Genomic DNA, 20275 nt, shown 5'->3' with positions numbered 1-20275 from the left:
GTTCTGAAGCTGGAGACGGTTCTGGGCATACTCAAGCCCCTGAGAATACGTCCATAGCGGGTTCTCCCGCTCCAGTCAGAGCAGAGGCCCAGCGCAAGCGCTGAGCGATTCTGGAAATTCTACGGCGGATTCTCATAAAATGCGATTCTAGTGCTCTATTATAGGGCGGATGGAGTCTAAAGGCCGACTAACTGGGCTGTCGTTTCCATAGGAAATGGGGGTACCCGCGCGGGAACTCGGGCCTCCGGAAGGATTAAAATCGGAGCTGCCGATTACAGGGGTCGGTGATGGGATGGCGAAATACCTCCTCACGCTGACCTCGGACGAGTTTTTAGACGCATCGGAGTTCGTAGATTGGCTCTCTAAACACGAGCTGGCCGAGCCTCCCCTCCATGGAAAGGATCTTTTTTACACAAAGAGCAACAAACCCGTGAAGAAGGGGGACACAGTGGTGTGGATTTATAAGAGAAGCCGGGACAGAGACATCTATTTAGCCGGGTATGCGCCGGTCCGCTCATCCGTCCAGGGTACGTTCTTCAGCCTACCCGGCCCAGACGGGAAGCGCAGAATCTACCACAGCGTGGTCTCAATCGACCCGAAGGGGAAGGTCGTGAAAAAGCTCAGGCTCTCCAGAAAGACTTTTCAGGAAGCGCTGAAAGAGAGCCTCATGAAGCACCATCCGGGACGGAGCATTGAGCATTTCCTCCGCTCCGGGGTCTATATCTCGGAGAAGGAGTTCCGGAGGCTGAAGAAGCTCTTGAAGTGATTCCAGGGGATATTCCGGGGGCGTCCCTCCCCAGCATATTGCCGTAGCGCCCCCGATGCCCCGCTCTCGGGCGGGAGCGGGGGGATCGCCCAGCCCCACTATATCTTGAGCACCGAGTTCTCCCCGACGACCAGCCTGACGCCCTCCGGCCTCTCCCTGTTCGCCGGAAGAATGCTGCACCCCCTTCCTATCAGGCTGTCCACGATTTTTCTTCCGCAGGAGATTTTACACTCGCCAACTACGATGCTGGCCTCTATCTCCCCCCCCTCTATCACCGTTCCGTCGCCTATTGACGTGTAGGGCCCAATGTACGTGTTCGGACCGATCGTGCAATTCCTCCCTATCACCACGGGCCCCCTTATCACGGTCCCGGCCAGCACCCTCGTCCCCTCCCCGATGCCCACCCTTCCCTTAATAATTACATCCTTTTCCAGCGTTCCCTTATTGTAAGGCTGCAGGTCGTCGAGAATCAGGTGGTTTACCTCTAGAATGTCCTCGGGCTTGCCCGTGTCCTTCCACCATCCGGTGACTATATGGGCGCGGACCCGGTACTTCCTCTGGACCAGCATATCGATGGCATCCGTTATCTCAAGCTCGTTACGCCAGGAGGGCTTCAGCTCCTTTATCATATCGAAAATCGAACTCCTGAAGAAGTAGATTCCCACCAGAGCCAGATCGCTCTTCGGCTCCTTCGGCTTCTCCACGAGCCGGATAATATTTCCTTTCTCATCGAGCTCCGCGACGCCGAACCTCTGCGGGTCGGGGACCCTGCTCAGGGCCACCAGAGCATCGTACCCCTCCCTCTCGAACTCCTCCACCATTCTCTTTATCCCGCCCTTCAAGACATTGTCCCCGAGATAGACCACGAACGGCTCGCTGCCCATGAACTCCTGCGCGCAGCCGACCGCGTGGGCGATTCCCTTCGGCTCGCCCTGAACTATGTATGTCAGTTTCACGCCCCAAGCGCTTCCATCGCCTAGTAGCTCGCGAACCTTCTCGGGCATCACATCGCCCAGAATCACACCGATGTCCGTAATGCCGGCGTCCCTGAGGTCTTCCAGGCAGTACAATATGTTGGGCTTGTTGGCTATCGGTATCAGCTGCTTGGGCCCCGTGTGCGTCAGTGGCCTGAGGCGGGTTCCCCTGCCACCAGAGAGTATGAGTCCCTTCATTCCAGCGACCGAACCGAGAAACACCAACCTGAATATAAAACCTGAGCCCCCAAGGCTTCCCCGGACCGCTCTCACGCGCCCCTCCTGCGGCGGCCCATGTCCTCAGACGGTTCTGGACGACGGGCCTCTCTCCCCCGGCGGTGAAGCCCTCTCCTCCTCCTTCATCCTCTCAAGACCCTCTCGCACGTCCAGCATTTTTCGGCCGAGGAAAGCCTCGACCTTAGAGACGTCGAGAGACGAGTCCGGGGGCCTTCGAGCCCTCTGCCTGAGCTCGGCCGTCGTTATGGGTCGCACCAGCGAGCGGTCGAGGCCGAAGACCTCGCAGACCTTGACGGCAAAGTCGTAGCGGCTTATGCGCTCCCTCCCGGCCACATGGAAGATTCCCCGGCCCCCCTTCTCCCAGAGCCTAAGGCAGGCGTCGGCCAAGTCGTCCGCTAGAGTGGGGCTGGCGAACTGGTCGGTGACCACCCTTATCTCTCTTCCGGCCCTCAACTCATCGATTATCCACGTTGCGAAGTTGAAGCGCTTTCTGAACGCCCCGTAGAGAACCGACGACCTCGCTATCAACCAGGGCCAGCGCTTTCCAAGGCACTCGACGTCGTTCTCGCCGGTGAGCTTGGAGCGCCCGTATACGCTGAGAGGGTTTGGCCTATCCGTCTCCCTGTACATCCCTCTCTGACCGTCGAAGACATAGTCTGTGGAAATGTAGCAGAGGAAGGCCCTGGCCTTCGCACAGGCTATGGCCACATGGCCAGTGGCGACGGCGTTGACCCTCATTGCGAGCGAGGGCTCGACCTCGCATCTGTCCACGTTCGTCAGGGCGGCGGTGTGGAAGACCGCCGATGGCTTGAGAGAGAGCACAAGCTCCTCAAGTGCGAGTCTGTCGGTGATGTCGAGCTTGTGGAAAAAGCCCGTGTCGCTGGCCAAGGACTCGTCCAGATCGGCAACATGGACCTCGTACTTTCCGGACGCCAGCCTGACCAGACGGGAGCCCAGCAGACCGGCCCCCAGAACCAAGACCCTTTCCTGTGCCATCCATATCCGAATGGTCGGGGGTTTATAAATGAGTCGGCCCGCTCCTTTAGAGGCGACTCAGCGACACCTACCCTCCGCCGCTCCTCGCACCCTCACCCGTTTTGGGGGGCCTCATGCCCACGAGCGCGACGATAATCCCGATGAGCGCTAGTGCGATTATCGGATAGAATATGTAGAGGTAGTTCTTCAGCTCGTCCCTGACGTATCCAGACAAGAGGTTGCCCGCGATGGCGCCGATTCCATAGGACGAGAAAACAACCCCGTAGTTGTTCGGCTGGTTCTTCAGCCCGAAGAAAGTGGAGGTGGTCGTGGGGGCGATTGCCAGCCAGCCTCCAAGCGTCATCCAAAGGCAGGAGAAGCCTGCGAGGAAGAGAGCCAGCCGGGCACCCTCGGCCAAACCGCTGCCCTCCTGGGCAGGAATCATCACGACGCCGCCAAGAATCACGAGTACAAACGACACCACGGCGGCATAGCGAGGCGTGAGTCTGTCGGTGAGCCAGCCGAAGAGAGGGCGCCCAACACCGTTGGGAAGGGCGAAGAGCGAGACGGCCATGGTGGCGGTCGCCGGCTCAAGCCCCACGTAGTCGGTGCCTATTGTCTTTGATACCCCTATCGCCATCAGGCCCGCCAAGCTGCCGACGATGAAGCAGAACCAAAGAGCGTAGAAGCTGCCCGTGCGGAGCATCTGGGCGGTGGTCAGGTCCCTCGCCGGGACGGTGGCGGCGGAGGGTTTCCAGCCGGCGGGCGTCCACCCGGCCGGAGGGAATCTCATCAGCAAGGAGAGAATGACAAGTAGTATAAAGAAGAGAGCGCCGAGAATCATGAACGCCATTGGAACCGTGTAGGCCGATATGAGAAAGCTCGCCAAGGGCGCGGTTATGGCCGCCGAGACTCCGAACCCGAGGACGGTCAGCCCTACCGCTAGTCCCTTCCTGTCTGGGAACCACCTCGTTGATGTTGCGATGGGGCCCCCGTAGACCACACCCACACCGCTACCGGCAATGACCCCATAGGCGACGACAAGGAGCGGGAAGGCGGCGGCGCCCAAGGATACGACGTCGTATATCGCGTAGCCCGCGAGCAGCCAGCCCGCGCCCACCGCAACCCCACCGAGGAGCATGACCAGCTTCGGGTTGAGCCTATTGAAGAGCTTCCCCGCCACAGGCATCAAGATGGAGAAGAATGCGAGGAAAACGAGGAAGGGGGTGTTGAGCTGCGTCGCGCTGAGGCTCTGGCCGCCGGCGGCAAAGAAGTCCTTTAAATCCTTTGTGAAGACGCTCCAAGCGTAGACGGTTCCGAGGCAAACGTTCATAATGAGGCCGAGGGCAACATACACCCAGCGGCCGGTTTCCGGCCTCATGCCGAACACCGTCCCCAGTCCCTCCCTAGTGGCCCCCTTGCTCATTAACCCCACCTTCCGTTCGACTGCAAGTCGAGTTTCAAAGAGCGTGAGCGCACGCGTACCCCCCGGGCCGCGGGAGTCGGGTAGATGGTTGGGGCTGTGAGACTGGCTCCTACGGGCGCTAATCGCGAGGAGATTCGCCGGGATGGACGAGCACCAAGAATCGTGCCCTCACTTCCTGGAGGCTTCCACGTGGGCTTTCATCTCCTCGTAGGTCTTCTTTATCTCTTCAACCGAAGTTGCGTCCTCCAGAGTGGTGACGTCGCCTATACCTGAGCCGGTCGCGAGCGCCTTAAGTATCCGCCTCATGATTTTTCCCGAGCGGGTCTTTGGCAGCTTGGGCACGAAGTGAATCTCCTGTGGCGCCGCAAAGGCCCCGACCTGCTGGCGAATTCCGTCCCTCACCTTCTTTCGCAGCTCTTCGCTGGGCGTGTAGCCGTGCTTGAGAATCGCAAAGAGTACGATGCTCTCGCCCTTTATCTGGTCCGGAACACCGACCACTGCCGCCTCCGCAATGAAGGGCAGCGCGACGGCGGCGCTCTCCACCTCCGCGGTTCCGATTCTATGGCCGGCTACCTTGAGGGTCTCGTCCGCCCTCCCGAGGAGCCACATGTAGCCCTCTTTGTCTCTGATGGCGTAGTCGCCGGCCAGATACATGCCCTTGAACCGAGACCAGTAGACGTCCTTGTACCTCTGGGGGTCTTTGTGAATGGTCATCAGCATCCCCGGCCAGGGCTTCCTGATGACGAGGAAACCACGGTTCCCATCCTCAAGCTCCTTCCCGTTCTCGTCGACCACAGCAGCGTCTATGCCCGGAAGCGGGAATGTTGCGGAGCCGGGCTTGAGCGGGACGAGGGCCTCTCCCGGCGCGGGCGATATCAGGATGCCCCCCGTTTCGGTCTGCCACCAGGTGTCCACAATCGGACACCTTTCGCCGCCGATCACGTGATAGTACCACTCCCAGACCTCCGGGTTTATCGGCTCGCCGACGGAGCCTAGAAGCCTAAGGCTGCTCAGGTCGTGCTTCTTCACCGGCTCGTCCCCGAAGCGCATGAACATCCTCAGCGCAGTTGGTGAGGTGTAGAATATCGTGATTCCATACTTCTCGATGAGCTCCCACCACCTGTCTATGGCCGGGTAGTCCGGGGAGCCCTCGAACATGAAGCTCGTGACCCCGTGGAGCAGCGGGGCGTAGACGATGTAGGTGTGGCCGGTTATCCAGCCGATGTCCGCCGTGCACCAATATATTGTATCGGGCTGGGGGTTGAACACCCATTTGAATGTCGCGTGGCTGTAGACAAGGTATCCGCCGGTAGAGTGGACAATGCCCTTGGGCTTTCCCGTCGTGCCCGACGTGTAGAGGGCGAAGAGGGGCTCCGTGGCCTCCATCTCCTCTGGAGCCACGTAGGGCTCCGTGTTTTTCATCACATCATGGTAGTACACATCCCGCCCGGGCTGCATGGGAGGCTCCTGCTGACCCCGCTTTACGACGACAACGGTCTTTACCTCCGGGCACTGCTTGAGCGCTTCATCCACGATGGGTTTGAGGGGGAGATACTTCCCCCTTCTCAGGCCCACATCCGCCGTCACGAGAATCTTTGCCCCAGTGTCCAGCAGCCTGTCCGCGAGCGCCTGGCTGCTGAAGCCAGAGAACACGACAGAGTGGGGCGCCCCAATTCTCGCTGCCGCGAGCATAGTTATCGGCAGTTCGGGAATCATCGGCAGGTAGATCATCACATAGTCGCCCTTTCTAACGCCCAGCTTCCTGAGAGCGGAGGCTAGCCTGTTCACCTCTTTGTATAGCTGGAGGTAGCTGTAGGTTCTCGTGTTCCCCAGCTCATCTTCCCAGTAGTAGGCCACCTTGTTCTTCTCCGGGCCTTTAACATGAACATCAAGGCAGGCGTAGGAGGCGTTTGTTGTACCGCCAATGAACCACCTAGCGAATGGTTCGTTCCATTCTAGTGTTTTGTTCCACTGCCTGAACCAGGGAATATTCCTCGCCATTTCTGCCCAGAACTTCTCAATATCCCTAAGGGCATCTTCCCGCATCCTCATGTAGCTCTGGAACGGATAGAACTTCTTTTCCTCCATATGTCTCTCCCCCATTTTGCTAGACTACTGCACCGCACTCGGGCGGAACCACGGGTTCCCTCACCTCTTCCTACCGAAGGTCTCTGCTCCGGTCTGGGAGCGCATAATGATTCTTGTTTAATAAGATTTACCTATGTGCCTGCTAGTTCGTAGCACTCTCAACAGCCGCCGCGATACCACGCCGGCATCCGAAAGCAATCCGTTCACGATTATGGGGTTTCTAGGGCTCATGATAATACAGAAGGCCGGGGAGGGGCGATTTCCATGCCCTTCTCCAACAGTAAGGCTTTGCAGCGGTCCGGAACCGCGCTCACAGCCCTGCCAGCTCCGCCAGATTCACGTGCTGCTTCATCAGCCTTTCGACCAGTTCCACTCTGGCTGCGTCCTCCTTCGTCAGCAGGGGCTCGATGTCGTCGATCTGGGCGGTCACGGTGTAAGTGTCCTGCGGGACGAGGAGCATCGTGACGCCCCTCTCCGCCGCCTTTGATATTATGCTCGACGGTGGAAGGATGTTGTTGGTCAGGAGTATGCAGGATGTGTCGCTCTCGAGCGCGGCGAGTATCATGTCGGACCTGTCGCCGCTGGTGATGATGAGCTTTTTCTCTTTATTAATGATGTTAATCAGCGTGTTCCTATGAGCCGGGTCGGCGGACATGGCCCCCACGAAGATATGCCTAATCGGTCTCCCCATACCCTCCTCGCCCGTGATCACCTTGGCGAAAAGCCTCTCCGCTAGCTGCCTCACCGAGATGTATGTCAGCTCCTTCTCATACGGCACGATGCCGAGCACAGGCACATTCAGCCCCTTCAGGTCTTCCATGCAGGCCTCCCTGAAATCGCTGGGGGACTGGACCTTGTTTATTATAATGCCGGCCAGCCTCACGCCCCCTAGATCCAATCTGCGCCTCAGAAAATAGAGGTCGTCCATCACAGAGTCCTCGTTGCCAGAGGCGAGCACGACCAGCCTTGCGTCGAGGGTCTTCGCAACTGACACGGGATCCAAGCCCACGGAACCCCCGTGCCTTAATCCCGCGCCGCCCTCGATGAGCAAGAGCTCCTTGTCCCTCCCGATTTTCGATGCCATTTCGAGAAGCTTGTGCCGGCGGGTCTCCTCGTCGTACATGTACCGCAGTTTGGACTGGCCGAACCCGAGCGTCATGTCCTCCGGGTTCTCCCTGAGGCCGAAAAGGCCGGCCATGAGAGCGGCATCGTAGTCCCATACCCTCTTCTTCAGGTAGACAAGCCTCTCACCGAATGGCTTCATGTACCCGAAGCTTCGGCCAGTGGCACGGGCCAGCCCGACCAGGACGCTCGTCTTTCCAGCCCCTTTTTCCATAGAAGCCACAACCAGCCTACTCATGAGCAGCACCCCCTTCCTCCTGCGATTTTGAAATAAGAATTCTGACGTCGACCGCTCTGGTCCCTTTGGGATAGACCCTAAGCGGGTTGACTTCTATGTCCGATATCATTGGGCAGCTCTGGAGAATCTCGCCCACTCTGAGAAGAACGTCCATCGCGCCCTCGATATCCTTCCTCTCCTCTCCCCTCACCCCGAGCAGGAGGGTATAGGCCTTCGTGTCCTTTATCATCGAGAGCCCCTGCCTCCTGCTCATCGGCAGAGCGCGGAAGGAGACGTCCCTCATGACTTCTACATAGACTCCTCCCAGCCCCGACATCACCACCGGACCAAAGGATGGGTCCCTTCTCGCGCCCACGATGAGCTCCACGCCGGGTGGCACCATTTCCACGACCTCCATTCCTTCAATGACTGCTTTGGGCGCGCGGGTCCGACAGCTATGCAATATAGCCTCGTAGGCCTCGACGACCTCTGTCTCGTTCTCTAGGTCCAGAGCCACCCCACCAACGTCGCTCTTGTGCAGAATGTCCCTCGAAACTATCTTCATCGCTACAGGAAATCCGATTCTCTTCGCCGCCCTCACCGCCTCCTCAACGCTCCAGACGGTGGAGCTCTTTGGCATCGGGATGCCCGCGGCCTCCATCACCCTTCTTGCCTCTAGAGCGTAGAGGAAGCGCCGCCCATCGGCCGCCGCGGCCGCCACCGTTTCCCGAATTCGATTTATCTTTATCGTCGGCCTTTCAGGGGTCTCCTGAGGAGCGGACAGGCCTCGTGAGTATTTATAAAGGGCACCGACGCAAGAAACCGCTTCATATGGGTCGGTGAAAACAGGGACGTCTCGTGCGCGTAGTTCCGCAATCACCCGCTCCGTTGACTCCCCGCCAAAGAGGCAGAATACGAGGGGTCTCCTTTTCTCCTGGAATTTCCTGAAGGCCTCCTCCAGGATGGGGGCGAATTCGGCTGGGTCGAGCACCGCGGTCTCGCAATATAGTGAGATTACTGCTCCGACCCTTTCCATCCCCAGCGCAGTCTCGAGAGCCTTTTTATAGTGTTCCGCGGCCGCCTGTCCCGTGAGGTCGACAGGGTTCTTTACAGAGCCGAATGAGGGCATCAGGGGCGCGAAGGCCTCCCTGAGAACCGGGAGGTCGTCGTATAGCTTAACGGCGTGCTTCTCGCACGCGTCCGTTGCAAGAACCCCGATGCCGCCGCCGTTGGTGATTATGAGTGATTCCTCAATGTCTGTGGGCTCGGCGCGGGCGAGGAACTTGCACCAGCTAAGGGCCTCGTCGACCGTTTCGGCGCGCAAGGCGCCGCACTGCTTCATTATGCACTCGAAAACCTCGTCCGAGCCTGCGAGTGAGCCCGTGTGGGAGGCGGCCGCAGCGGCGCCCCTTCTCGAGCGCCCCGACTTAATAACCACCACAGGCTTCTTACGTGTGGCTTGCCTCAGGACCCCAACGAGCCTTTCCCCGTTTTTAACGCCCTCGATATATAGAAGTATCAGTTTCGTGTCCTCCTGCCTCACCAGATGCTCGACGAGCTCGCTTTCGTCAAGATCCGCCTTATTGCCCACGGAAACCACGGCGGAGAGCCCCATCCCCTCGAGCGCGGTCTTGCCCATCATCGCGACGCCAAGGGCCCCGCTCTGGGTCACGATCGCAACCCCCCCTGGCCGGACCTTCCTTGGTCCGAACGTGGCGTTGAGAGAGGCGCGTGCGGAGTAGATGCCGAAGATGTTCGGGCCCAGAACCCTCATTCCGGCCTCACGGGCGATTCTGATGAGGCTACTCTCTTCCTCTATTCTGCCTACCTCTGAGAAACCTGAGGTGATGATGGGGATGAACCCAACGCGCTTCGACGCACAATCCCGAACTGCATCGGGAACGAACTCTGCGGGAATTGCGATGACAGCAAGGTCAACCTCGCCAGGCACATCCAGAATTGTTCTGTAGCACTGGAGGCCGAGTATCTGCCCTCCCTTCGGGTTGATGGGATACACTTTTCCCCTGTAACCGCCGCTTAGGATGTTGGCCAGAATCTTGTGGCCGATTTTGTCTGGGCTTTCCGAGGCTCCAATCACAGCCACCGCGCGCGGTTCGAACAGATGGTCGAGGCTACTGCCCGGTTCTGAATTCACGACCCTCACAGGACCCGAATAACAATCGGGATAGATGTATTTTGCCGGATGGCTCCGGGGCGGGGCTAGCCTTTCGACCCGAAGGTCATCCTCAGCTCCACGACATCACCTAGCGTTCTCCTGTCTATCTCGAACCCCATCTTTTCAAAAAGAGAGAGCATAGGGGCGTTGTCCGCCAGAACCTCCGCGGTGAACCCGTGCAATCCCTGCCTCTTCGCCAGAAGGGTGAGGTAGGAGAGCAGCTCGCGCCCCACGCCCTTCCCTTGGTAATCGTCCCTGACGACCAGAGCGACCTCGGCAGTGTGCCTGCTCTCGTCTATGCCATACTGCCCGACACCCACAATTTCCTCCCTGCCCTCGCTCTCGACAACCGCAACCAGTACCATCTCACGGGTATAGTCTATGACAACGAACTCCTGCAGCCTCTCGTGGGGCATGTCCCTTCGGGCCTGGATGAAGCGCCTGTACATGCTCCTGTCGGAGAGGGAGTAGAAGAAGTCCTTTAGCAAGGGTTCGTCCGTAATTCTGACTGGTCTGAGCAGAATCTGGATGCCCTTCTTCGTCGTCCTCCGGAGTTCCAGATGCTCCGGGTACTCCCCCCTCTTTCCGGGTATGAATGCCTGGTCCTTGTAGATAAGGTTGAGCTTCTTCGCCTCCTGAATCAGCCATGGTCTGAATTTTGGATGGGCTATCGCGATCAGGTCCATCGCCCTCTCGCGGATGTTCTTGCCGTGGAGGTAGGCGATGCCGTGCTCGGTGACGACGTAGTGAATGTCTCCCCTGGTCAGCGTCACGCCCGCCCCCTCCTTGAGGACGGGGACGATTCTCGAGAATGCACCGTTGCCGGCCGTGGACTGGAGCGCCAGGATGGCTTTTCCACCCTTCGAGAGCACAGCACCTCGCATGAAGTCCGCCTGGCCGCCAACCCCGCTATAGAATATTTTCCCGAGAGAGTCTCCGGTGGCCTGCCCCGTCAGGTCAATCTCGAGGGCGCTGTTTATGGCGGTCATGTTCCTGTTCTGTGCGATAATCATTGGGTTGTTGACATACTCCACCGGCCTGAACTCGATGATGGGGTTGTCATGAAGGAACTCGTAAGTGCTCCTCTTACCCATGGAGAAGGTGGCGACGGTCTTCCCGCGGTCTATCGTCTTCATCGAGTTGTCCACCACTCCCTCCTTCATCAGCTCCACGATGCCGTCCGTGAGCAGCTCAGTGTGGACTCCGAGGTGTTTCTTCTCACCTAAGCTTGAGAGTATCGCGTTGGGAAGGGAGCCGTAGCCGACCTGAATCGTGTCGCCGTCCCGAATCAGGTTCGAAACGTATCTTCCGATGCTCCTCGCTATCTCGTCCGAGACCTCTGGATGGTACTCCATCAGGGGCTCGTCGTGGTGGATGATGTAGTCGATGTCCTTGATATTAACGAATGTGTCGCCGTGGACCCGGGGCATGAAGGAGTTGACCTGTGCAATCACATGGTCCGCACTCTCTATTGCGGCTTTGACGATGTCAACGCTGATTCCAAGGCTCATGTGGCCGTGGGCGTCGGGCGGGGAGACCTGGACCAAAGCGACGTCCACCGGCACCATTTTCCTCCTGAAGAGCTCCGGAACAGCGGATAGGAATATCGGTGTGTAGTCCGCGTCGCCCCTGTTGACCGCGGCCCTTGTGCTCTCGCCTATGAAAAAGGAGTTGTGTCGGAAGTTTTCTTTGAACCTCTCGTCAGCGTAGGGCGCAACCCCAAGCGTCCAGACGTGGATGACCTCGGCGTCGAAGAAGGCCTTGGGGTGGGCCTCCACGTACTTTATAAGTGCCGAAACGAGGTACTGGGGCTCGCCACACCCAGTGCCGATGAAGATTCTATCGCCCGGTCGAATCAAGCTGAAGACTCTCTCCTCGGGCGCGAATTTCTCTGGGTATTTCTCCCTGAAAACGCGCAGTTGGGCCTCGTGGCGAGCTTGGTCGCCGAGGCCACCGCCTCCCTCCCCTGACACGCTGTCCCTATTGACGCTCACATAATAATACTTTCCCGGAGACCGTCCAGCGGCTAATTCGGATGGCCCCGGGGAGTCTCCGGGCTCTCCGACGGCCCACTGTCGCTCATGCTCCCCTGTCCACCGTTTTGCTGGCCGTTCCCCCGGCCCCGCTCGCCGCCACCGAACGCCTCCCTACTTCCAGTCCCAGCATCTTCTTCCTCCTCCTCTCCCTCTCCGCTGCTCGCCCCCTCTGCCCCACCCCCGTCCACCTCCCCCACCTCCTTATCTTTCTCCCCCTGCGTCTCTCCCTCCGCCCCTCTCTTTCTCTCACGCTCCGCCCGAGTCGGGCACGTGGCATTCAGACAGACCGTCCAGGGCTTCCGCCTACTGTGAAGGACGTTGACCTGGAGGTGCCCACATGCTGGGCATTTCTCCTGCAGGACCTCAATCCTTCCGCGCTGGGGGAGGGGGAAGGAGTTCCTGCATTTAGGATAATTCGAGCAGCCTGCGAAGCGCTTCCCCCTCCAGGAGCGCATCACGACCAACTCACCGGTGCCGCATTTCGGGCAGGGGCCCAGGGTGTTCTGGCTCCGTAGGGCCTCCCGGATGGCCTCACCGATAGCCTCCTTATTTCTGTCGAGCTCATCCATTACCTCGGCGAGCATCCGCCGGGACTCCTCGACAACCTCCCTCACGCTCTTTTTCCCGTCCGCTATCAGGTCCATGTCCCTCTCGAGGGCCGCGGTCATGTCGGGTCGGGTTATGTGCTCGGCGTAGCGCTGCAATGCCCTCGTCACGGCCTCGCCGGTCTCTGTGGGAACGGGGCTTCTGTCCTTCACATAGTCGCGGGCGTAGAGCTTCTGGATTATCTCGTGCCTGGTCGCCTTCGTCCCGAGCCCGAGGCTCTCCATCTCCTGTATCAGGCCGCCCTGGGTGTACCTCTTCGGCGGCTGGGTCAGCTTCTCCTTCATGTCGATTTTCAGCACCCTCACAATCTCCCCCTGCACCAGCGGCGGCAGAGCGGCTTCCCTGAGCGTCACATAGGGGTAGTATTTCCTCCAGCCGGGCTCGACCGCCCTCAGACCCCGCGCAAGGAAGGGCTGCCCGCCGATGTCAACGGTGGCGCTCGTCACTTCGGAGACGGCTTCGTCCGCCAGCGTGGCGAAAAAGCGCCTCACAACCAGCTCATATATTTTCCACTGCTCCCTGCTCAGCTCAGACCTCTGCGCTAGGTCCGTGGGGTGGATGGGTGGGTGGTCGGTTGCCTCAGTCTTGCCCCGTGTGGGCGTCAGCCTATCCTTCTTTAGAAGCTCGCCGGCCTCCTTCTCGAAATCGCTCCCGGGTCGGGCGAGCGTTTGCAGTATCGCGCGCAGGTTCTCACTCGGTGGATAGACGGTGTTGTCGGTCCTCGGGTAGCTTATGTAGCCGCTGGTGTATAGGTCCTCGGCGATGCTCATCGCCCTCGCCGGCTGGAACCCCAGAGTGGAGGCAACCGCAAGAAACTGGGTGGTGTTGAGGGGAGTCGGAGGCTTCTCCCTGCGCCTCTCGACCCTAATACCGACCACCCTGCCCGTAGTGCTGCTCCTTGCTGCGGCCACAACCCTCTCGGCTTCCTCTTTCTGTCTGTAGCGCTCTTTCGCCGACCGCACCCTGAACCTCTCGCCTGTGCTCTTCTCAAGATTGCCCTCGACCTCCCAGTACGGCTCCGGTTTGAATTTCCGAATCTCGTCCTCTCGGTCGAGAATCAGGGCGAGGGTGGGCGTCTGAACCCTCCCGACCGACAGGAAGTCCTTGCCCGTTCTGTCGGTGAGGATGGATAGGTAGCGGGTCAGAGTCGCGCCCCAGACGAGGTCGACATGCTGGCGCGCAAGAGCCGAATCCGAGAGCCTGTGGTCGACATCGCCCAGATTGGCGAAGGCGGTCCGGACCTCATTGGGGGTGAGGGAGCTGAAGCGCGCCCTCTTGACAGGTACGTCCCCACGAAATTCTCGAAGTTTCTCCAGAGCTTCCACACCGATTAGCTCCCCTTCCCTGTCATAGTCCGTTGCTACGATCACGCGGTCCACATCCGGGGCGAGTTTTCGAAGGGCGGTGACTATGCTGTGGGCGATGACGCGCTTCTTCGGCTCGATGTTTATCAGCTCCCTCGGCCTCACTCTGTGCCAGAGGGAGTACCTCTGGTCGTAGTCTAGGGTCAGGATGTGCCCCTTCAGACCGATGACAATATAGTCTGTGCCGTCCTTCGAGAAGTTGTAGATCGGGACACCGTCCAGCATTCTCCGCTCGGCCGAGTTACCTGATAAAATGGCCGCAATGCGCCTCGCCGCATTGTCCTTCTCGCAGATCACCAGAGTGGACATGCCTATTCCTTTTGGAGCTGTCCTATAGGCAGCGGGAGCCAGAAGGGAGAATTCTATTTAATGTTTATGGAGCATTAATCGAACGTTCCTTTGCATTATGCGCGTGCGTGCATACTGTGGTGACTGGAGTAACGGCCACGGCTTAATTGCTGAATCCAACCTCCCGAACTCCCAACCGCAACACGCGGATCTATCGGGTCTCTAGGAGGCGCAGTTTATCGAGAATCGCACTGAGGGTCTTTCCCGCGCTCTCGTAAAAGCGGAGGTCCGCGAGGGCGTCGAAAGGTGTGTCGCCCTTGTTGATGATAACCAGCCTCGCGCCGCTCCGTAGGGCGCAAAGGGGCATGTCGGCGGCGGGTGAGACGACGAGGGATGAGCCAACGACAATGAAAAGGTCGCAGCTCGAGGAGTGACGATAGGCCCTCTCGAGCTCCCGGCGGGGCATCGGGTCTCCGAAGTTCACCACTGAGGAAATCAGCCTCCCGCCGCAAGAGCAAAGGGGCTGACCAGGGAGAGGGGGGTCGGTCCTGTACCCCCTTCCGTGCCTCCGGTCGTCCCATCCCGCTTCTCTCTTTGACACCAGCCTGTCGCACTCCAGGCATCTCAGGAGGGTTGCGTTGCCGTGTAGCTCGACCAGCTTCTCGGGCGATATCCCGGACTTAAGATGGAGGTTGTCAATGTTCTGGGATATGAGAAGGTCTAGCTTCCCCATCCTCTCAAGCTCCACTATTGCAAAATGGCCCAGATTGGGCTCGCATTCCCACGGCGGTTTTGGCATGGGGGGAGGGGGGAGGCCCTTGTCCCTCCTCGTCCAGACGCCATCGGGTCCCCTGTAGTCTGGAACTCCAGACTCCGTGCTTATTCCTGCACCCGTGAATACCACAAGCTTTCTGGAGTCCCTTATCCACTCTGCCGCGAGCGTAACCCTCTCCTGAAAGCTCAGCTCCCTATTCATAGCGCCACAGCTCCGGGCGAGTAGAACCGGGAAAGGCCCTCAATCCCAGGTGGGGAAGGGCTGGACACCGCTCCTATCACCCTCTCGAGGCTGGCCGTTATGGATCTCTCGAAGCAACGGAGCGCCTCCTGAGCCCTTCCGGATTTCAGAAGGGCGCAGGCCTTATTGTACCAAGCGATGTCATAGGTGGGATCGATGATAGTCGCAATGTTATAGCAGTGAAACGCCTCCTCGAGTATTCCCCGGTCCATCAGGGCGTTGCCCCGGTTGTTCCACGCAATCGCAAGACCTGGATTGAGCGTGAGGGCGCGCCCGAAGCTTTCTTCAGCTTCTCTAGACCGCCCAAGTCTCCGCAGCGCCACCCCTCTCTCGCTCCAGGCGAGCTCGCTGGAGGGATTTAGGGCGAGCGCCCGTTCGAGGCACTTGAGCGCGCCCTCGGGGTCGCCGGAGTCGATGAGGGCGTGGCCCTCGTTTATCCAGGCCGCAAGATACGCATCATTGAGCTGAAGGGCCCTGTTGTAGCTCCGGATCGCGTCGGGAACCGAACCGGCCCGTAGAAGCGCGGTACCCCTATTGGTCCAGATGGGCTCGAGCCTCGGGTCGAGCTCCAGCGCCCTCTCGAAGCGCTCCAGCGCCCTCCCGTGCTCGCCCCTCCTCATGCACGCAAGCCCCTCCTCGTTGAGCGCAACAGCCTGCAGGGTCTCTTCACGGTTTGCATTGGGGCGCGGGGTGACGCAAATCCCGCAAGCCCGGCCTTCTGGGTGGGTCCGGGAGGAGGCCCCGATGGCAGCACCCACGCTGATGGCGAAATGGCTCCTGAACGCGAAATGGAGCAGGGAGGCACCCGCAATCAGGAACCCGGTGAGAGCCAGCGTCCTGTCAACCTCCCCATACATTTTATTGGACCAGAAGCCGAGGAGCTCATGGAGGGGCGCGATGGCCGCCATCGTCAGCGCGCCGGCCCAGACGGCGCTATAACGCCCCGGGACGGGCCTCTTTGATTTTATGTATATCAGGGCGAGCATCGCCAGAAGAACCGCGGCTGCCAATGAGAACACCAATGTGTCGAAGACCCATGGGGAGGGACGTAAAAGAGCATTGAAGCTCATCTGGAGAACGATCAAGAGAGGCCAAGAGAGGCCCAAAGTCAGGGGGGTTAGGAAGGCGGCGCGGGCGTCGAAATACCCAGAGTGCAGTGTGGCCGCGGAAAAGAGCAACATGATGACGATCAGGGTTACGGCTACTAATCCCCCTTCGCCAGGGGCGCCCAGGGCGATGAAAATGGTCAGGCCAAGGATGGCGGTTATCGCACCATGGATGAACATCCAGAGCTCCTGCAGACGGATGGAGGGCCCGGCCTCGCCGGCGAGACGGCGCTGGATCGAGACGGCCCCTGCCGAAGCCGCTGAAACGGGGATGAGGAGGCCGGTCAGGGGAAAGACGCTGCTCTCGAGGCTCGTGAAGAACGCAGAGAAAAGGAGGAGTTGACCGAGGAGATAGAGCCAGAGCAGTGTGAGGTGAAGGAGCCTCTTTCTGGGGAATATACTCTCAAGGAGACTTCCGCTGCTCTCCCGGACCATCACACACAACCCCTTTTACTCAGAGCGACCATTCCCGCCACAAATAATCTAATTTTTGGTACCGCCTGCACCGGGCAAACCTGAATTCTCCCTTTGATGAAAACCGCTCCAGCCGGGGGGCCCCGTTTGAGGGCCACGGCGAGCCGCGGTGGGCGCCCGGAGCCCCTGCCGACTTTTCCCGACCCGCCTCATCACCGCAACCCGCCCGAACGCCAGACGTCCGCGGTGAGGCTGCTCACTTCCGTGCCTGACCCGGTCCCCGCGGTCTGAGGCAGCCGCCCGGCCCTCCGGCCAGACCAACTGGCCCCGCCCAGCTCCGGGGGACAGCGAATCACAGTTGGGTCGGGGGTCCTGCATGGACCCGGATTCGCCGCCCTTGGCATCGGCCCGCGTATTGACGATTTCGGCGCACCCTATCGGGTGCGAGGGCACGCCAACCACCCCGCCTAGCCGTGGCCTTTCCCCGAGGCCCCGGCAATATGAGGCTTTCTGCCTTATTCAACCTTTCGATTCGCGTGGACGTTCTGTTTAAGGCCGTGAGAAACTCTTATGAAACCACACTGCGCTTCCACGTTGGGAGGGGCATGCGCATCATAATCATATGCGGCAACCCAGAATGCCGCAAAGAGTATAACGCGGAGACCGGGGACCGGGAATGGGTCTGTCCCAACTGTGGCAGGGTGAAGAGCAATGAGTACTGGCCGTTCCTAGACGCAAAACTGATGCAGGCAACGATTGACAGCAACACGGACTGGAAAAAAATGTACATGGAGCTGATAGCAAAAGCGAGGCAGATGGTCGAAGATAAGGAGGAAGAGCTGAACATTCTGAGAAGAGACCTCAGGCGATGCCAGGATCAGCTCGAGGCGGAGAGGAGCTCAAGATGTTGATTGAAGATAGAATTGTAGGGAGTCTCAAGAATTTCGCTGTCCTGCATTCCTCTCAGAACTAGGACGCGGGTGGACCGGCGAACTCCGGGTGCCGCGGAGCCCAGCGTCACCCAGCCGTCGGGCAAGTTCAAGTTAGGAAGGACAAAAACTTAATAAATCCGATATGTTTTTCGGGACATAACGATTATAGGGATTAGATATGGACGTGCGAGCTCGATGGAGGCTGGTTCTTGCCTTGTTGGCTTTTAGCGTGCTCGCCGGTTCGGGCGTCGCTTTCTATTTCACCCTCCAGCCCAGAGGAGACACGGGCAAAGTTGTCGTCAATGGGAAGGATTACTACTGGGACCGTCTCTTTCAGAGTTTTAACACCGTCCGTTTCACTGCCGGGGGCGAGAGCTACATTGGTGTGAGACTCAGCGACCTCATCAACGACACCGGCCTCAGCAATCCGGAGAACCACAGATACAGAATCAGGGGGTCGGACGGATATCAGAAGGAGCTCTCCTGGGACGATATGGTGTGTGGCTACCTGGTAAAGGAAGAGAAGAAAACCGTGTTTCCCAATCTGACGAGGAGCTTCTGGGTGCGGGATGTAATAACCATAGAGGTGATTTGAAATGAGGAGGGCAATTGCGGCGGCGGGAGCGGTGGCGGTCGTCGTTGTTGCTTTGGCTCTCGCGCTGGCTCTCCTACCAAGTAAAAAAGAGGGGGGCTCTGGAGGCCACTCGGAGCCGGCGCTGATGGTTAATGGCAGGGAGATGAGGTGGGAGAGCTTGGAGAAACTCGAGAAAAGAGTTGTATCCGGCACGGAGGGCGTTGCTCTCAGCGCCATCATAAACAGCTCCGGCGTGGCCATGCCCCGGAACCACCAGTACAGGCTCATTGCGTCCGATGGCTACGCGAAGAATGTGACATGGGACGACATGATGGAGGGCATTGTTGTAAGGGTAGGTGAAGGAGGGAACAACACCCTTAAAACGGTTTTCCCATCACTACCGAAGCGGTACAGCGTGAGGGGGCTTGTTGAGATTCAGGTGATAAAAACGGACACACTGCGAGTGTGCGGCAGGGAGTACACCTGGGAGCAACCATTCGACAATATGTTCGAAAGCGTGAGCATCCACGGCTTCAATGGCGTGCGGCTGAGTGACATAGTGAATCACAGCGGTCTAACTAAGCAAGCCCAGCACACCTACACCTTAATAGCCGGCGATGGATATAACATCACAGTGGGCTGGGGGGATATGCTCTCTGGCGCCCTCGTGCTCGATGGCCACAGGACAGTGTTCGGAACGCTCCCTGCTGAATATTATGTAACGGGACTAATTGAAATCCAGGCGATACCATCAGGATGATGCGAAAAAATAATTATAGGGATGTTGGATATGGCCGAGGCAAAAGAGGAATCGGGGGTGAATGGAATGGGAAAGGGCGAGTGGGGTGCGATTCTAGCGGGCGTGGTTCTTTTCGGATCTGTCTGGGGGATGCTTGAGTGCGTTCTGGGGGCCTTGAAAATCCCGGGTCCTTTATCAATCGTCCCGATGGGAGCGGTCCTCGCAGGATTCTTCGGCCTAGGCTTGATGGCCCTCTCCCGCAGAATCTATGGTATTCCGATGATGCAGCTCGCAATAGGAGTTGTTGCTGGATTCATAAGGCTTTGGGCCCCGATAGGAACATGCGTGATATGCTCTGCGCTTGCAATAGTCGCCGAAGGTATGGTCTTCGAGCTGATATTCAACCGTCCCCTCTTTAATATCGCCAAGAACTCTTCCTCGCCCCTCCTCGACACCAATTCGCTCGCGCTGGTTGGAGCGCTATCGGGTTATGCGATATACGTGACTGGATATTTGTTCACCCAGTTCTTCACCCCGATTGTGGCACCGCCCCACGAATTCAACCCCTCAAGCTTCGTTGCAGTCCTTCCACTGATATTCGGCAGGGGATTCTTTGCGGCGATTACTGGAGCAGCGGCTCTGCCACTTGCAATCAAGGCCGCGAGCGCGCCCCTCCTACAGATGGACATGTTGACCATTCGGAAGAAGCTCTACTACCCTGTGGCAATGACTATCTCGGCCCTGTGCTGGGGCATGGTCATTGTTTTTGTATGAGGCTTGTGTGGGCTCTGAACCAACCGACGGAAGGATAGAGAGGGAAGAGTCAGGGTCTTTAGTTTTATTATCGTGTCCTGTGGCCGCATGCTGGGCAGAGAGTCCACTCGGGCTCAAGCGCCTCGCCGCACGAGGGGCACCTTAGACCGCCGCTCGGCCTTTTCGCTTGCCCCTCCGCAACCGCGGGTCCTCCCCCAGCCCGGCCCGCTACCCCTCCCCCAACTCCTCCCAGCGCCGCCCTCGCCTCCATCGCAAACTGCATCGCCGCCTCCCCGTCGCCTTCCTTTATGAAGTCGCGAGCTAGCTCGAGCTTCTCCATTGCGGCCGAGACTTGCGCCGCTCCCTCCGGGTGCTTCTCGAGATGCTCCGCGAGCGCGTCCTCGACCTCGGCGACGAGCTTCTTTGCGTCCTCGAGAAGCTCGTCCCCTTCAGAAGGCCTCGCGGCC

16 protein-coding genes and 1 other RNA gene are annotated in these 20275 nt (G+C 59.0%); 5 read left to right on the top strand and 12 right to left on the bottom strand.

Translation table 11 applies throughout. The features are described from left to right. Positions 1 to 292 precede the first annotated feature (292 nt). Positions 293 to 766: a hypothetical protein gene (locus QW379_10065; protein MEM2870739.1), complete on the top strand. Its 474-nt coding sequence runs from the start codon at positions 293 to 295 to the stop codon at positions 764 to 766. 98 nt (positions 767 to 864) lie between these two features. Here QW379_10065 and QW379_10060 read toward each other — a convergent pair whose 3' ends face one another. From QW379_10060 to ffs, 11 genes are all read right to left on the bottom strand, one after another. After that, positions 865 to 1938 (bottom strand): glucose-1-phosphate thymidylyltransferase, encoded by a 1074-nt coding sequence (locus QW379_10060; protein ID MEM2870738.1) that lies wholly within the window; start codon positions 1936 to 1938, stop codon positions 865 to 867. Between the two features lie 102 nt (positions 1939 to 2040). Then, complete coding sequence (rfbD, locus tag QW379_10055; GenBank protein MEM2870737.1) at positions 2041 to 2973, bottom strand: dTDP-4-dehydrorhamnose reductase; 933 nt, start codon at positions 2971 to 2973, stop codon at positions 2041 to 2043. Between the two features lie 67 nt (positions 2974 to 3040). Beyond that, a complete protein-coding gene (locus QW379_10050; protein MEM2870736.1) occupies positions 3041 to 4378 on the bottom strand; it encodes an OFA family MFS transporter in 1338 nt (445 codons plus the stop codon). 168 nt (positions 4379 to 4546) lie between these two features. Continuing rightward, positions 4547 to 6466: an acetate--CoA ligase gene (gene acs, locus QW379_10045; GenBank protein ID MEM2870735.1), complete on the bottom strand. Its 1920-nt coding sequence runs from the start codon at positions 6464 to 6466 to the stop codon at positions 4547 to 4549. Positions 6467 to 6776: 310 nt separating this feature from the next. Next, a complete protein-coding gene (locus QW379_10040; protein ID MEM2870734.1) occupies positions 6777 to 7826 on the bottom strand; it encodes an AAA family ATPase in 1050 nt (349 codons plus the stop codon). After that, positions 7819 to 9969, bottom strand: a complete 2151-nt coding sequence (locus tag QW379_10035; protein ID MEM2870733.1) for an acetate--CoA ligase family protein — start codon at positions 9967 to 9969, stop codon at positions 7819 to 7821. Before QW379_10035 ends, QW379_10040 begins: the two co-directional genes overlap by 8 nt. A 56-nt stretch (positions 9970 to 10025) precedes the next feature. Beyond that, complete coding sequence (locus QW379_10030) at positions 10026 to 11900, bottom strand: GNAT family N-acetyltransferase (GenBank protein MEM2870732.1); 1875 nt, start codon at positions 11898 to 11900, stop codon at positions 10026 to 10028. Positions 11901 to 12007: 107 nt separating this feature from the next. Beyond that, a complete protein-coding gene (locus QW379_10025) occupies positions 12008 to 14296 on the bottom strand; it encodes a DNA topoisomerase I (GenBank protein ID MEM2870731.1) in 2289 nt (762 codons plus the stop codon). A gap of 190 nt (positions 14297 to 14486) precedes the next feature. Next, positions 14487 to 15251 carry a Sir2 family NAD-dependent protein deacetylase gene (locus QW379_10020; GenBank protein MEM2870730.1) on the bottom strand — a complete coding sequence of 255 codons (765 nt, stop codon included), beginning with the start codon at positions 15249 to 15251 and terminating at the stop codon, positions 14487 to 14489. After that, the gene (locus QW379_10015) at positions 15248 to 16831 is read right to left on the bottom strand and encodes a tetratricopeptide repeat protein (GenBank protein MEM2870729.1); all 1584 of its coding nucleotides are present in this window, start codon (positions 16829 to 16831) and stop codon (positions 15248 to 15250) included. The genes QW379_10020 and QW379_10015 overlap by 4 nt, the downstream gene beginning before the upstream one ends. Before the next feature lie 132 nt (positions 16832 to 16963). Continuing rightward, an RNA gene (gene ffs / locus QW379_10010) (signal recognition particle sRNA) lies at positions 16964 to 17288 on the bottom strand. 127 nt (positions 17289 to 17415) lie between these two features. On the opposite strand from ffs, the gene QW379_10005 reads away from it, so the two are divergent. The 4 genes from QW379_10005 to QW379_09990 all read left to right on the top strand — a co-directional run bounded on the left by QW379_10005 (position 17416) and on the right by QW379_09990 (position 19829). Then, on the top strand, positions 17416 to 17721 hold the full coding sequence (locus tag QW379_10005) for a hypothetical protein (GenBank protein ID MEM2870728.1): 306 nt from the start codon (positions 17416 to 17418) through the stop codon (positions 17719 to 17721). A gap of 199 nt (positions 17722 to 17920) precedes the next feature. Then, positions 17921 to 18337 (top strand): hypothetical protein, encoded by a 417-nt coding sequence (locus QW379_10000; protein ID MEM2870727.1) that lies wholly within the window; start codon positions 17921 to 17923, stop codon positions 18335 to 18337. A gap of 1 nt (position 18338) precedes the next feature. Further along, positions 18339 to 19076 (top strand): hypothetical protein, encoded by a 738-nt coding sequence (locus tag QW379_09995; GenBank protein MEM2870726.1) that lies wholly within the window; start codon positions 18339 to 18341, stop codon positions 19074 to 19076. Positions 19077 to 19106: 30 nt separating this feature from the next. Next, positions 19107 to 19829, top strand: a complete 723-nt coding sequence (locus QW379_09990) for a hypothetical protein (GenBank protein ID MEM2870725.1) — start codon at positions 19107 to 19109, stop codon at positions 19827 to 19829. A 67-nt stretch (positions 19830 to 19896) separates the two neighbouring features. Here the strand turns inward: QW379_09990 and QW379_09985 are convergent. Next, positions 19897 to 20275: zinc ribbon domain-containing protein (locus tag QW379_09985; GenBank protein ID MEM2870724.1), on the bottom strand; the 379-nt coding region annotated here is incomplete at its 5' end.

This window comes from Thermoplasmata archaeon (genome assembly GCA_038851035.1).
Lineage (GTDB): Archaea > Thermoplasmatota > DTKX01 > VGTL01 > VGTL01 > JAWCLH01.
This window is presented reverse-complemented; position numbering and strand designations above follow the sequence as displayed.